We start from the raw sequence: 13,119 nt of genomic DNA, 5'->3' as shown, positions 1-13,119 counted from the left end.
GCCTTTAGCTAGCCGCCCGAGGCGGCGCTACAGCAGGAGATTTCCCATGCTCACCCGCCGCCTCGCTATCCAGTCCGGCCTCGCGACCATTGCGATGCCGGCCGTCCTCCGGGCGCAGACGCTCTCCGGGCAGATCACGTTGATGTCCTATGCGGGCATCTTCCAGGACAACTATACCAAGACGGTGATCGAGCCGTTCCTGCAGGCGCATCCCGGCGTCAAGGTGAATTACGTGCCCGGCGGCACCTCGGCCCAGATGGTCGGATCGGTCCGGGCGCAGAAGGCCGATCCGCAGACCGATGTCGTGATCATGGACGTCACGACGTCCAGCATCGGTAATCTCGAGGGTCTGTTCGAGAAGCTGGCGCCGGCCGAGTTCCCGGTGCTGAACGAACTCCTGCCGGAGGCGCGCGCGGCCGGCGGCGAGTTCGGTCCGGCTGTGACCTTCGACCATCTCGTCATCGTGCAGGATGCGGCGCTTCAGCCGCAGATCGCCAAGCTTGCAGATCTCTGGCGGCCGGATCTCAAGGGCCAGATCGCGCTCGCGGCGCCGCCGAACATTCAGGGGCTTGCGCTGACGGCCATGGTCGAGAAGATGGCGGGTGGCGACTACCGCAAGTCGATCGATGCAGCGATGAAGAAGCTGAAGGAGCTCGCCCCCGGCGTTAACACCTTCGATCCCAATCCGGACGGCTATTCGCTGATCCTGAACGGCGTGGCCAAGGTCGCGACTGGCTGGAACGCCCGCGCGCAGCTCTATTCCGATCAGACCGGCGGCAAGATCAACGCGTTGCTGCCGCCGGAAGGCTCGGTCTTCCAGGTCAATACGATCAACCTGACGGCCAGCTCGAAGAACCGCGCCGCGGCCGCCGCCTTCGTCGCGCATGCGCTGTCGCAAGGCGCGCAGAAGGCCTTCACCGAGCGGATGTTCTATGCGCCGACCAACGGCAAGGCCGATATCGACGCCAAAGCACTGGCTCGCACCGCCGCCTCGCCCGAGAACCGCGCCCGGATGATCCCGGTCGATTGGAACGAGATTCTCAAGGTGCGCGACCAGTGGAACAACCGCTGGCGGCGCGAGGTCATCGCGGCGGCACGCTGAGCGGCAGGCGATGAGCTATCTCGAACTCGCCGGGCTGCAGAAGCGCTACGGCAACTCGATCGCGGTCGACGACGTCTCGCTCTCGGTGGAGCAGGGCGAGGCCGTCGCCCTGCTCGGCCCCTCCGGCTGCGGCAAGACCACGACCTTGCGGATGCTCGCCGGACTGATCGAACCGAACCACGGCACGATGACGCTCGACGGCAGCGAGATCACGCGGCTGCCGGCCCATAAGCGCAATATGGGCTATGTCTTCCAGTCCTATGCGCTGTTCCCGCATCTCTCCGTCGGCCGCAATATCGCCTTCGGCCTGGAGGAACGCGGCGTCTCCCGCGCCGAGATCGAAAAACGCGTTCAGGAGGGACTGGCACTGGTCCGGCTCAGCGGCCTGGAGCAGCGCCGCCCGAAGGAGCTCTCCGGCGGCCAGCAGCAGCGCGTTGCACTGGCGCGAGCCCTGGTGATCCAGCCTTCCGTGCTGCTGCTCGACGAATCCCTGTCCAATCTCGACGCCAAGCTGCGCGACGCGATGCGTCACGAGATCCGCTCGATCCAGCGCACGCTTGGGATCACCACGCTCTTCGTCACCCACGATCAGGTCGAGGCGCTGACGATGTGCGACCGGATCGCGGTGATGCATCGCGGCCGCATTGCCCAGATCGGCAGTGCCGAGGATATCTATGACCGGCCGGCGACGCGCTTCGTCGCCGAGTTCGTCGGCCGCGCCAATGTGCTGCCGCTGGCGCGCGACGGGCAGGGCCGAGCGACCGTCTGGGGGCAGGCGATGCCGGTGGAAGCGGCCGACAATGCCGATCTCTTTGTCCGGCCGCAGCGCATGCGGATCGTGCCGGTCTCCGAACCGGCCGGCGGCGACACGGCGCGTTTGACCGGTCGCGTGCTGCGCAGCGTCTTCGTCGGCGACCATGTCGAGGTGCTGGTGGAAGGCACTGGGGGCCAGCTCACGGTCGAAATGCCTTCGGGCTCGGCTGCGCCGGCCGAGGGGACCGAGGTCGCAGTCGTCTGGCCGCGGTCCGAGAGCCGCGTCTTCGCGCGCGACGCGTCATGACCGTCTCCCGCCGCCTGCCGCTGCTGTTGATCCCGGCGACGCTGTTCCTGCTCGTCGTCTATGTCTGGCCGTCGCTGGGGTTGTTCCGCAATGCGTTCAACGAGGTCGGGCCGACCGGCGCGATGGTCGAGGCCTGGTCGCTGGAGACCTGGCGCGCCACCTTCCATGACAGCTTCACCTTCGAATTGACGCTGAACTCGCTCTGGCTTTCGGCTGTGGCGACGCTGGTCGCGCTCTGCCTTGCCTATCCCGTCTCGCTTTTCCTGTTCCGAACCGATTCACGCTTCCGCGGCCTGCTCGCGGTGGTCGCAATCCTGCCGATGCTGGTTTCCGGCGTGGTGCGAGTCTTCGGCTGGCTCGCCATTCTGGGTGATCGCGGGCTCGTCAATACGACGCTGCAATCGCTCGGCTTGATCTCGACGCCGTTGAAGCTCGTCTTCAACTGGACCGGCGTCACCATCGGCCTCGCCGAGAGCATCATGCCCTACATGATCCTGGCGCTGCTCGCCGGCTTCGGCCGGCTCGACCGCACGCTGGAGGAGGCTTCGCGTTCGCTCGGTGCCTCGCCGTTCCGCACTTTCCGGCGTGTGACCTTGCCGCTCAGCCTGCCGGCGATTGCTCTGGCGGCGGGTCTCGGCTTCGTGCTGTCGATGTCGGCCTATATCACGCCCAAGCTGCTGGGTGGCGGGCGCGTTTTCGTGCTGGCGACGGAGATTTTCGAGCAGGCGACGACCAATACCAATTGGCCGGTCGCGGCGGTGCTGGCGATCTACACGCTCGTCCTGCTGCTCGCCCTGCTCGTGGTCTCCAATCTGGTGGCGTGGAGGCTGCAGCGATGACCGGGGCGGGGCGCGTTCTCTCCAGCTTCGCGGCGCTGGTTTATGCGATGATCCTGGCGCCGATCGTCGTCGTGGTCATGCTGTCCTTCTCGGCGGACAACTTCATCCTGTTTCCGCCTTCGGGCTATTCGCTGCGGTGGTTCCAGCAGCTCGCCGGCAACGGGCCGTTGCTGGCGGCGCTCTGGCTCAGCGTGCAGGTCGCGGCGGTGGTGACGCTGCTGTCGCTCACGGTCGGCGTGCCCGCCGCACTCGCCTTGGCGAAGGGGCGCTTCGCCGGCAAGGCGGCGCTGACCAGTTTCTTTCTGGCGCCCCTCCTGCTGCCGACTCTGATCACCGGCCTCGCGCTGCTGCTGTTCTTCTCGCCCTTGAAGCTGACGGCGACGCTGCCGGGCCTGGTGCTCGGCCATATGACGGTGACCGTGCCCTTCGTGATCCGGATGATGGCGACGGCGCTGGCCAACCTGCCTGACGATATCGAGGCGGCCGCAGCCACGCTCGGCGCCACGCCCTGGCGCGTTGTGCGGCGGGTGACGCTGCCTTTGGCGACGCCGGGCCTGATCGCCTGCGCCTGCCTATCCTTCCTGCTCTCCTTCGACGAGACGGTCATCTCGCTGTTCATCGCCGGCCCGCGCGCTTCGACCCTGCCGGTCGAAATGGTGCGCTATGTCGAGGGACGTACCGATCCGCTCATCGCGGCCCTGTCCGTGGTGCTCATCGTCGCCACGCTCGCCGTCGTTCTCGTGGTCGAACGCCTTGTCGGCGTCGCCCGTGCTGTTGGAAAGTAGGAGAGAAACATGCCCGATTATCGCATCGAAGCCATGCCCGAGCAGCTACCGGCTGCGCTGGTCGAGAAGCTGCAGAAGGTCGAGACAGCGACCATCGGCCATTCCCAGCACTGGGGCTTCATGGATCGCGGCATCCAGCCGCTGCTGCGCGGCAAGCGTATCGCGGCGGCGGCGGTGACGCTGGCGATCCCCGGCCAGGATTCGACCCTGTTGCACCATACGCTGGGCCTGTTGCGTCCCGGCGATATCCTCGTCGTCGATCGGCTCGGCGACGACAAGCATGCCTGCTGGGGCGGCGGCGTCACCGTGGCGGCGAAGGCGGCCGGCGCGGTCGGCGGCATCGTCGACGGGCCCTGCACCGATCTCGCGGAGATCGAGGATTCCGACTTCCCGATGTGGTGCCGCGGCATGTCGCCGATCACCACGCGACTCTACAATCTCGGCGGCACGCTCAACCTGCCGATCTCCTGCGGCAATGTCCCGGTCAAGGCCGGCGACGTCATTCTCGCCGATGAATCCGGCGTGCTGGTGCTACCGCGCGCGGAGGCCGAGGCCATCGCGGACGCCGCCATCGCCCGGCAGGAGCGCGGCGAGAAGACGCAGAACCGCGTCAAGCTGGGCGAGAAGCTCGGTGACATCTCAGGCGCGACCAAGATGGTGCTTGACGCCATCGCGGCGACGAAGGCCTGAAGAGGCCGCCATGAACGCTTCTGTCTCCGTCCCGCGCGTCGCCGACTTCACCTGCGAGAAGAAGCCGGCGACCGGCTCGCGCGGCATGGTCGTCACCAATCACCCGCTCGCCTCGGCGGCGGGGGCGCAGATGCTGCTCGCCGGCGGCAACGCCATCGACGCGGCGGTCGCCTCGCTCTTCGCGCTGACGGTGGCCGAGCCGATGATGGTCGGCATCCTCGGCGGGGGCCTGAGCCATATTCGGCTCGCCGACGGGCGTCATGTCGTGATCGACAATCTCTCGACTGCGCCGGGCCAAGCGACGGCCGACATGTACGAGTGCCTGTCCGACGAGATCGGCAAGCAGCGCGACACGCGTGACCGCGAGAACGTGGTCGGCGCCAAGGCGGTCGCGGTTCCCGGTGCGCTGAAAGGTTGGTGCGAGGCGCTCGCCCGCTTCGGCACGCTGCCGCTGGCCGATGTCCTCCAGCCGGCGATCGGGTTGGCGGAGCGCGGTTTCGTCGTCACGCCCTATCTCTCGAACTGCATCACCGACAACGCCAGTGATCTCGCCCGTGATCCCGGCCTCGCCGCGATGCTGCTGCCGGGCGGGCAGCCGCTGCAGCCGGGCATGCGGCTCGTGCAGTCTGATTACGCTGCGAGCCTGAAGCTGATCGCGGCAGAAGGGCCTGAGGCGCTCTATGGCGGGAAGCTCGGGCGGGCGCTGACCGACTACATGGCGAAAAATGGCGGCCTGATCGATCAGGCCGATCTCGCCAATTACCGTATCGAGTTGCGCGAGCCGATCCGCGGCTCCTATCGCGGCTACGAGATCATCGGCCCGCCGCCGCCCTCGTCATCCGGCGTGCACATCACGCAGATGCTCAATATTCTCGAAGGCTACGATATCGGCGCGCTCGGCTTCGGTTCGACCGATGCCGTGCATCTGCTCGCCGAAGCGCTGAAGATCGCCTTCGCCGACCGCGCGGTGGCGACCGCCGATCCAGCCTTCGTCAAGGTCCCGGTCGCGAAGCTGATCGACAAGGCCTATGCCGATGAGCGCCGCGCCCTGATCGCGATGGAGCAGGCGAAGAGCTGGACGGCCGGCCTTTCCGGCGGCGAATCCGCCGATACGACCCATGTCACCGTCGCGGACGCCATGGGCAATGTCGTCAGCGCGACGCAGACGATCAACGGGCTGTTCGGCGCCTGCGTGCAGATTCCCGGCACCGGGATGATCGCCAACAACTACATGTTCAATTTCGATCCGCATCCCGGCCGCGCGCTCTCGATCGCGCCGGGCAAGCGGGTCTTTACCTCAATGGCGCCGATGATGGCGGTAAAGGACGGCCGGCTCGCCTTCGCGCTCGGCCTGCCTGGTGCCTTGCGCATTTTCCCCTCGGCCCTGCAGGCGATCGTCAACCTGATCGACCATCGCATGAGCCTGCAGGAAGCCGTCGAGGCGCCGCGCGTCTGGACCGAGGGGGGCGTGCTCGAACTCGAGGAAGCGATTCCCGAGTCCGTGGCGCAGGCGCTGATCGCGCGCGGCCACAAGGTGGTGCGCTCGCCCCGCGTCGCCGGCGGCATGAACGCCATCGCCTTCAACCCGGACGGGACCTTGACCGGCGCCGCCTGCTGGCGCGCCGACGGCACGCCCGTCGCCATCTCCGGCGGGCTCGCCCGCGCCGGTGCCCGCTTCACCATCTGACCCGATCTTTTCGACTGGACCATCCCATGCCCGAGACCATCTGCCTCCTCGACATGACCACGCCCGAGCGGGCCGACCGCTTGCGCGCATTCCTGCCTGAGGGCTTCGTGCTGACCCATGGCACCGCCCGCGGCGACGAGCACATGAAGGAGATCATCGCCGAGGCCGATTATGCGATCTCCGGCCAGGTCGGCGTTTCCGGCGACGTGCTGCGCGCCGCGAAGAAGCTGAAGCTCCTGCATAAATGGGGCGTCGGCTACGACAATATCGATATCGAGACGGCGAAGGAGCTCGGCATCAAGGTGGCGCGCACGACCGGCTCCAATGCGGGCGCCGTCTCCGAATTCGCTGTTGGTCTGATGATCTCGACGATGCGCTACATCGCCTTTGGCAATGCCGAGTTGAAGAAGGGACACTGGGCGACCGGCAAGCTCCCCGGCGATACCTATACGCTTTCCGGCAAGACGGTCGGCATCGTCGGTTTCGGCGCGATCGGCAAGAATGTCGCCAAGCTGCTGAAAGGCTTCGGCTGCACGATCCTCTATAGCAAGCGCACGCAACTCGATGCTGCCGAGGAGGCGGCGCTGGGGGTGAAGCATGCCTCGATCGAGGAGATCCTGACCCAGGCCGACGTCGTCTCGCTGCATTGCCCGCTGACGCCCGAGACCAAGGATCTGATCGACCTTGCGGCGCTCAGGAAGATGAAGAAGACGGCGGTGCTGATCAATTGCGCGCGTGGCGGCGTCGTCAACGAAGCCGATCTCGTCACTGCGCTCCGGGCGAAGGAGATCGCGGGCGCGGCGATGGATGTCTACGAGATCGAGCCGCTGCCGGCCGACAGCCAGTTGCTCACCCTCGACAACCTCGTGACGACGCCGCATCTCGCCGCGATGGCGGCCGATAATTTCGCGCCGGTGGTGAAGCGCATGTTCGCGAATATGCAGCATGTCTCGCGCGGCGAGCCGGTGCCGCCGCTCGATCTGGTGGTGTGAGATAATGCCGGCGTCGGCGGCTCAGTGTAGCCCGCCGACGCCGATATAGCGTTCGAGCACGTCCGCGTCAGTGCGCAACGCGTCGGGCTTGCCTGACCAGACGATCCGACCGCGTTCGAGGATGATGACATCGTCGGCGAAGGAGAGTGCGCTTTCCAGGCGCTGCTCGACGAAGAGGATCGTCATCGCGCCGCTTGCGGCGAGGCGGCCGAAAGCCTCCATCAGCATGTCGCAGATCACCGGTGCGAGGCCTTCCAGCGGCTCGTCCAATAGCAGCACGGAAGGCTGACCGAGGATGGTGCGCGCGGTCGCCAGCATCTGCTGCTCGCCGCCGGAGAGCTGCGAGCCGAGATTGCGGCGGCGCTCGCCGAGGCGGGGGAAGAGCGCATAAGCCTCTTCGATCGCGCTGCGCGGCTGGCCCTTCAATCCGGCGAAGAGGTTTTCCTCCACCGTCAGGCCTTTGAAAATCTCGCGGGTCTGCGGGACGAGGCCGATACCGCCATGGGCGCGGGCTGCCGTGCCGAGCGCGGTGACATCCTGCCCGCCGAGGCTGATGCTGCCGGCATAGCGGCGGGTCAGCCCCATCAGGCTCGCCATCAGCGTGGTCTTGCCCATGCCGTTGCGGCCGAGGATCGAGAGGCGCCCGCCCGCCGGCACGGAAAACGAGACATCTTCCAGCACATGGGTCTGGCCGTAGCCGGCGCTGAGGTTGCGGATGTCGAGCTCAGCCGCCGGCATGGGCATAGCTTCCGAGATAGGCTTCGCGAACCTTGGGATCCCTGGCGACCTCGGCCGGCAGGCCCTGGAAGATGAGCTCGCCCGCGGCCAGCACGACGACGCGTCTGGCGAAGCGGAAGACGAGGTCCATGTCATGCTCGATCATCAGCACGGCGAGCGAGGCGGGCAGGCGAGCCAAGGCTTCCTCGATGCGCGGCGTATCGCTGGAGGGCACGCCCGCAGCCGGCTCGTCGAGCAGCAGCACCTTGGGGCGTTGCGCCAAGGCGATCGCGATCTCCAGCAGGCGCTGCTGGCCATAGGCGATCGTTGCGACCTTGCGGCGGGCGACCTCGGTGAGGCCGAGCGTCGCGAGGATTTCGGCTGCTTCGTCACGGACTTCGGAGGCGCCGTGGAAGCGGGCGAGGATGCGCGTCGCGCGGCCCAGCCGCTGCAGGATGGTCATGACGACATGCTCTTCCGGCGTCATGTCCGGGAAGAGACGCGTGACCTGGAAGGTGCGGACGAGGCCGCGCCTGACCCGCTTCACAGCGCCAAGTGCGGTGATGTCCTCGCCCGCGAGCTGGACGCTGCCGGCGCTCGGCGGGATGCGGCCGGTGACGAGATTGACGAAGGTGGTCTTGCCGGCGCCGTTCGGGCCGATCAGCGCGAGGCGCTCACCCTCGTGCATCGCCAGCGAGATGTCGCGGCTGACCTTGAGCCCGCCGAATTCCTTGGAGAGGCTGGAGACTGCGAAGACCGCGCTCATCGACCGGCCCTCCAGCGGTCGCGGGTCAGCAGGCGGACGAGTTCGTCCAGCGTGCCGGAAAGCCCGCGCGGGGCGAAGAGCACGATGGCGATCAGCACGGCGCCGACCAGCGTCATCCAGTGGAACGGGTTGATCGCGGCGACGACATGCTCGAGCGCCATGAAGATGACGGTGCCGATCAGCGCGCCGTAGAGATGGCCGATGCCGCCGAGCACCAGCATGACCAGCGCATTGGCCGAGATCTCGAAGCTGACGCTGTCGAGCCCGACGACCTGCGTCGCGATGGCTGCCAGTGCGCCGCCCATGCCGGCGACCGCGCCGGAGATGACGAACATCTTGAGCAGGACCGGGAAGGCGTAGATGCCGAGCGCACTGATCCTGAGCGGGTCCTCCTTCAGGCCGCGGCAGACCATGCCGAAGGGCGAGCGCGTGACGAAGCGCAGCACGGCGAAGACGATCAGGAATAGGCCGAGGCCGAAAAGATAGGCGCTGCGGCCCCAGAGATCGAATTCGAAGAGGCCGAAGAGCGGGGCAGGGCTCATGCCGGAGAGGCCGTCGCTTCCGCCGGTGATGGAGGAGGCCTTGTTGGCGGCCTCGTGCAGGAGCTGAACGATGGCGATCGAGAGCACGAGCTGCGGCAGTCCGTGGGCGCGCAGCATGATCGTGCCCATCAAGAGACCCATGACGGCGCCCGCCGCCGCACCGATCAGGATCAGCAGGACAGGGTCGGTGATCCCGTGCACGCAGGCGATGCCGGCCGCATAGGCGCCGGCCCCATAGAGCGCCCCCTGGCCGAGCGAGGCGATGCCGCAATAGCCGACGATGAGGTCGAGCGAGAGCACGAGCAGCGCGACCGAGATCACACGAGTGAGGAAGGCGAGGTTGTCGGGAAACAGCCAGTAACCGGCGAGGCCGACGCACGCGATCAGGGCGAGGCCGAGGAGATCGCGGCCGAGCGTGCGGCTTGCGGAGGCAGCAGCGGGCATGGTCGTTGCGCTCGCCATTTACTCCGCCCGCCCCATCAGGCCGCGCGGGAAGGCGCAGACGACCAGAATCACTGCGAGATAGAAGAAGAAATTGCCGAAATCCGGCACGAGATAGCGGCCGGTCACGTCGATCGCACCGAGGAGCAGGCAGGCGGCGAGCGCGCCGGGAATCGAGCCCGCGCCGCCGACCGAGACGACGACGAGGAAGGTGACCATGTAGCGCAGCGCGTAATAGGGCTCGATCGGCAGGAACTCGGCGCCGACCACGCCGCCGAAGGCCGCGAGTCCGATCGCCAGCGCGAAGCTTGCGGCATAGATGATCTCGGTGCGGATGCCGAGCGTGCGCGCCATCGGTGCGTTCTCGACGGCGGCGCGCAGATGAATGCCGAAGCCGGTCCGCTCGATCAGGAACCACAAGCCCCCGGCGACGACGAGGCCGCTTGCGATGACGAAGAGCCGGTGGCCGGCGATGCTGCGGAAGCCGAGATCGACCGAGCGGGCGAGTTCCGCCGGCAGGAGAATCGTCTTCAGGGTCGGGCCGAAGAAATAGTTGGTGATGCCGATGACGCAGAAGGTGATGCCGATCGTCATCAGTACCTGCGAGAGCTCGCTGCGATCGTAGATGCGTCGATAGAGCAGGCGCTCCAGCGGGACGGCGATGATCACCGTGCCGATCATCGCGAGGATGATCCCGAGCGTGTAGCCGAGGCCGAGATCGCGGGCGGCATAGGAGGCGATGTAGCCGCCGATCATGGCGAAGGCGCCATGGGCGAGATTCACCACCCGCATCAGACCCATGGTCAGCGACAGGCCGATGCAGATGATGAACAGCGCCATGCCATAGGCCAGCGCATCCATGGCGATGCTCAGCGCGGTCTGCATTCTGCGGGCCTCGTCGAACGGGAGCAGGGGGCGGGAGCTTGCTTGCTCCCGCCGTGTTTCAGGCTGGCGTCGTTACTTCGCCAGGCCAGGGTCCTTCTGGTCCGGCACGCTGGCGATCTCCTTGTTGATCCAGCGACCCTGCGCGTCCTTCGCGACTTCGCGCAGATAGATCGTCTGGGTGATGTGGCGGGTCTCCGGATCGATCTTGACCGGGCCGCGCGGGCTTTCCCAGCCTAGCCCCTTGACCGCCTCGACCGCCTTCTCGGCGTCCTGCTTGCCGGCGGTCGCCGCGATCATCTTCGAGATCACGAACAGGCCGTCATAGGCGCCGACCGCCGGGAAGGAGAGCAGGTCGGGTGCGCCGATCGCCTTCTCGGCGGCGGCGGCGAAGCGCTTATTGATCTCGGAATCATGCGAGACGGCGTAGTGGAACGAGGTGATCATGCCGGAAGCGGCCTCGCCCAGCGCCGGCAGATCCGATTCCTGCGTGAGGTCGCCGGTGGCGAAGAGCTTGACGCCCGCCTTCTTCAGGCCGGTATCGCTGAACGCCTTGACGAAGCCGAGCGTCGGCGGGCCCGAGGGCAGGAAGGCGAAGACGCCCTCGGCCCCGGCATCGCGGATGCGCTGCATGATCGGGCTGAACTCGGTGGTGTTCAGAGGAATGCGGATCGATTCCTTGATCTCGCCGCCGGCCGCCTCGATCGCCTTCTTGAAGGCGCCCTCGGCATCGACGCCCGGGCCGTAATCGCTGACGACCGAGACGAATTTCTTGACGCCGCGCTCCACCGCCGCCTTGCCGAGTGGGGTCGTGGTCTGCGCCGTGGTGAAGGAGGTGCGGACCACCAGCGGCGAGGAGGTCATGATCGCCGAGGTCGCGGCGTTGAAGATCACCAGCGGGACATTGCCCTGTTTCAGCAGCGGGGTGATCGCCATCGCGTCCGGCGTGAAATAGACGCCGCCGAGATACTGCACCTTGTCGCGGACGATCAGCTCCTGCGCCAGCGCGCGGGCCTGCTGCGGATTGGCGGTCGGCAGGTCGCGATAGACCAGCTCGATATCGTGGCCGGCAACGCTCTTGCCGTTCTGCGCCAGCCAGGCTTCGGCGCCGGCCTGGAAATTCTTGCCCTGCAGGGCGAAGGGGCCGGAGAACGGCCCGATGATGCCGACCTTGATCGTATCCGCCATGGCGGAAGCGCCAAGTGCCAGCGCCCCGGCCAGTGCCAGCGCGCTCGCGGGCAGCAATCTGTTCAGGAAACCCTTGGTCATTCCATCTCCTCCCGATCCTGCCTGACGATCCAGCAACGCTGTTGCGCGGATCGAAGCTCTAGCTGCTCGGACCAGTCGCCGCCATGGCGCCGGCCTCTTGTCGTTACCAACGCAATTTTCTGCCGCGGGGCAATGCCCTCAATATGGCAGGCCGACATAGTTCTCGGCGACGGCGGTCGCCGCCGCGCGGGAATGGACGAGATAGTCGAACTCCGCCTCCTGGATGCGCCGGTCGAAGCCGTCCCGCTCCGGGAAGCGATGCAGCAGGTTGGTCATCCACCAGGAGAAGCGTTCGGCCTTCCAGACGCGGGCCAGCGCGCGGGCGGAATAGCCGTCGAGCCCGGCCTGCGAGCCCTCGCGATAGTGCTCGCGGAAGGCATCGAAGAGATAGCGGATGTCGCTGGCGGCGAGATTGAGCCCCTTCGCGCCGGTCGGCGGCACGATATGGGCGGCGTCGCCCGCGAGGAAAAGACAGCCGAAGCGCATGGGTTCGGCGACGAAACTTCGCAAAGGCGCGATGCTCTTCTCCAGCGAGGGGCCTGTCTGCACGGCCTCTGCGACCTCGGCCGGCAGACGTCGGCGCAACTCGTCGAAGAAGGCGTCGTCGGACCAGCTCTCGACCTTCTCGTCGAGCGGGACCTGAACGTAATAGCGGCTGCGCTCGGCCGAGCGCATCGAGCACAGCGCGAAGCCGCGCTCATGGTTGGCGTAGACCAGTTCATGCGCCGCGGGCGGCCGGTCGACCAGCAGGCCGAGCCAGCCGAAGGGATAGACGCGCTCGAAGGTCTGTAAGGAGCGCGCCGGCACCGAGGCGCGCGAGACGCCGTGATAGCCGTCACAGCCGGCGATGAAATCGCAGCGCAGTTCCTGTTCCTGCCCGTTCGCCCGGAAGGTCACGCGCGGCGAGGTGCCATCGAAATCATGCAGCGCGACGTCTTCGGCCTCGTAGACGGTAGGGCGGCCGAGCGCCTGCCGGGCCTCGATCAGGTCGCGCGTGACCTCGGTCTGACCGTAGACGGTGACCGTCTTGCCGCCGCTCAAGTCCTTGAGGTCGAGGCGATGGAGCGCGCCATGGAAGGCGAGCGAGAAACCGTCGTGGACCAGGCCTTCCTGATCCAGCCGCTCGCCGACGCCGGCCTCGTGCAGGAGGTCGACCATGCCCTGTTCGAGCACGCCGGCGCGGATGCGCGAGAGCACGTAATCGGCGCTGCGCCGTTCGAGAATGACATTGTCGATGCCGGCGCGCGACAGGAGCTGCCCGAGCAGCAGTCCCGCGGGCCCGGCGCCGATGATGGCGACCTGCGTCCGCATTGTTCTTCTTTGCCTCCCGCGGAGCGACGGTTTGCA

Annotated in this window: 13 protein-coding genes; 7 read left to right on the top strand and 6 right to left on the bottom strand. The window is 67.0% G+C overall.

The window, feature by feature from the left end; translation table 11 throughout:
* Window positions 1–46 precede the first annotated feature (46 nt).
* From Q0Q36_RS06515 to Q0Q36_RS06485, 7 genes are read left to right on the top strand one after another with little or no spacing between them, the layout of a single operon-like run.
* Entirely contained in the window at window positions 47–1,102 is a 1,056-nt protein-coding gene (locus Q0Q36_RS06515; RefSeq protein ID WP_293796558.1) for an extracellular solute-binding protein, read from the top strand.
* A 10-nt stretch (window positions 1,103–1,112) separates the two neighbouring features.
* Window positions 1,113–2,162: an ABC transporter ATP-binding protein gene (locus Q0Q36_RS06510; protein ID WP_293796556.1), complete on the top strand. Its 1,050-nt coding sequence runs from the start codon at window positions 1,113–1,115 to the stop codon at window positions 2,160–2,162.
* Window positions 2,159–3,001, top strand: a complete 843-nt coding sequence (locus tag Q0Q36_RS06505) for an ABC transporter permease (RefSeq protein ID WP_293796555.1) — start codon at window positions 2,159–2,161, stop codon at window positions 2,999–3,001. The genes Q0Q36_RS06510 and Q0Q36_RS06505 overlap by 4 nt, the downstream gene beginning before the upstream one ends.
* Complete coding sequence (locus tag Q0Q36_RS06500) at window positions 2,998–3,786, top strand: ABC transporter permease (RefSeq protein ID WP_293796554.1); 789 nt, start codon at window positions 2,998–3,000, stop codon at window positions 3,784–3,786. Before Q0Q36_RS06505 ends, Q0Q36_RS06500 begins: the two co-directional genes overlap by 4 nt.
* Before the next feature lie 9 nt (window positions 3,787–3,795).
* The gene (locus tag Q0Q36_RS06495; RefSeq protein ID WP_293796552.1) at window positions 3,796–4,476 is read left to right on the top strand and encodes an RraA family protein; all 681 of its coding nucleotides are present in this window, start codon (window positions 3,796–3,798) and stop codon (window positions 4,474–4,476) included.
* Window positions 4,477–4,486: 10 nt separating this feature from the next.
* A complete protein-coding gene (locus Q0Q36_RS06490; protein WP_293796550.1) occupies window positions 4,487–6,163 on the top strand; it encodes a cephalosporin acylase I in 1,677 nt (558 codons plus the stop codon).
* A 26-nt stretch (window positions 6,164–6,189) separates the two neighbouring features.
* Window positions 6,190–7,155 (top strand): 2-hydroxyacid dehydrogenase, encoded by a 966-nt coding sequence (locus tag Q0Q36_RS06485; RefSeq protein ID WP_293796548.1) that lies wholly within the window; start codon window positions 6,190–6,192, stop codon window positions 7,153–7,155.
* A 21-nt stretch (window positions 7,156–7,176) separates the two neighbouring features.
* On the opposite strand, the gene Q0Q36_RS06480 is transcribed toward Q0Q36_RS06485, so the two are convergent.
* The 6 genes from Q0Q36_RS06480 to pobA form a co-directional block, all read right to left on the bottom strand.
* Entirely contained in the window at window positions 7,177–7,893 is a 717-nt protein-coding gene (locus Q0Q36_RS06480) for an ABC transporter ATP-binding protein (RefSeq protein ID WP_293796546.1), read from the bottom strand.
* Window positions 7,880–8,638, bottom strand: a complete 759-nt coding sequence (locus tag Q0Q36_RS06475) for an ABC transporter ATP-binding protein (protein ID WP_293796544.1) — start codon at window positions 8,636–8,638, stop codon at window positions 7,880–7,882. The genes Q0Q36_RS06480 and Q0Q36_RS06475 overlap by 14 nt, the downstream gene beginning before the upstream one ends.
* On the bottom strand, window positions 8,635–9,642 hold the full coding sequence (locus Q0Q36_RS06470; protein WP_293796542.1) for a branched-chain amino acid ABC transporter permease: 1,008 nt from the start codon (window positions 9,640–9,642) through the stop codon (window positions 8,635–8,637). Before Q0Q36_RS06470 ends, Q0Q36_RS06475 begins: the two co-directional genes overlap by 4 nt.
* A complete protein-coding gene (locus Q0Q36_RS06465) occupies window positions 9,643–10,506 on the bottom strand; it encodes a branched-chain amino acid ABC transporter permease (RefSeq protein WP_293796540.1) in 864 nt (287 codons plus the stop codon). It lies immediately after the preceding gene.
* A 72-nt stretch (window positions 10,507–10,578) separates the two neighbouring features.
* On the bottom strand, window positions 10,579–11,691 hold the full coding sequence (locus tag Q0Q36_RS06460; protein WP_293796717.1) for an ABC transporter substrate-binding protein: 1,113 nt from the start codon (window positions 11,689–11,691) through the stop codon (window positions 10,579–10,581).
* A 219-nt stretch (window positions 11,692–11,910) separates the two neighbouring features.
* Window positions 11,911–13,083, bottom strand: a complete 1,173-nt coding sequence (gene pobA, locus Q0Q36_RS06455; protein ID WP_293796538.1) for a 4-hydroxybenzoate 3-monooxygenase — start codon at window positions 13,081–13,083, stop codon at window positions 11,911–11,913.
* Window positions 13,084–13,119: the final 36 nt, after the last annotated feature.

Origin of the sequence: uncultured Allobosea sp. (assembly GCF_945957345.1) — a bacterium.
Taxonomy (GTDB): domain Bacteria; phylum Pseudomonadota; class Alphaproteobacteria; order Rhizobiales; family Beijerinckiaceae; genus Allobosea.
Note: the sequence above shows the minus strand (reverse complement) of the source record. Positions and strands in the feature narration are given on the sequence as shown.

What these genes read in the sequence shown, in the direction of transcription:
- Q0Q36_RS06515 (WP_293796558.1), top strand. Translation starts at nt 47, where the DNA reads ATGCTCACCCGCCGCCTCGCTATCCAGTCCGGCCTCGCGACCATTGCG.
- Q0Q36_RS06500 (WP_293796554.1), top strand. Translation starts at nt 2,998, where the DNA reads ATGACCGGGGCGGGGCGCGTTCTCTCCAGCTTCGCGGCGCTGGTTTAT.
- Q0Q36_RS06460 (WP_293796717.1), bottom strand. Translation starts at nt 11,691, where the DNA reads ATGGCGGATACGATCAAGGTCGGCATCATCGGGCCGTTCTCCGGCCCC.
- Q0Q36_RS06480 (WP_293796546.1), bottom strand. Translation starts at nt 7,893, where the DNA reads ATGCCGGCGGCTGAGCTCGACATCCGCAACCTCAGCGCCGGCTACGGC.
- Q0Q36_RS06490 (WP_293796550.1), top strand. Translation starts at nt 4,487, where the DNA reads ATGAACGCTTCTGTCTCCGTCCCGCGCGTCGCCGACTTCACCTGCGAG.
- Q0Q36_RS06485 (WP_293796548.1), top strand. Translation starts at nt 6,190, where the DNA reads ATGCCCGAGACCATCTGCCTCCTCGACATGACCACGCCCGAGCGGGCC.
- Q0Q36_RS06470 (WP_293796542.1), bottom strand. Translation starts at nt 9,642, where the DNA reads ATGGCGAGCGCAACGACCATGCCCGCTGCTGCCTCCGCAAGCCGCACG.
- Q0Q36_RS06465 (WP_293796540.1), bottom strand. Translation starts at nt 10,506, where the DNA reads ATGCAGACCGCGCTGAGCATCGCCATGGATGCGCTGGCCTATGGCATG.
- Q0Q36_RS06475 (WP_293796544.1), bottom strand. Translation starts at nt 8,638, where the DNA reads ATGAGCGCGGTCTTCGCAGTCTCCAGCCTCTCCAAGGAATTCGGCGGG.
- Q0Q36_RS06505 (WP_293796555.1), top strand. Translation starts at nt 2,159, where the DNA reads ATGACCGTCTCCCGCCGCCTGCCGCTGCTGTTGATCCCGGCGACGCTG.
- Q0Q36_RS06510 (WP_293796556.1), top strand. Translation starts at nt 1,113, where the DNA reads ATGAGCTATCTCGAACTCGCCGGGCTGCAGAAGCGCTACGGCAACTCG.
- pobA (WP_293796538.1), bottom strand. Translation starts at nt 13,083, where the DNA reads ATGCGGACGCAGGTCGCCATCATCGGCGCCGGGCCCGCGGGACTGCTG.
- Q0Q36_RS06495 (WP_293796552.1), top strand. Translation starts at nt 3,796, where the DNA reads ATGCCCGATTATCGCATCGAAGCCATGCCCGAGCAGCTACCGGCTGCG.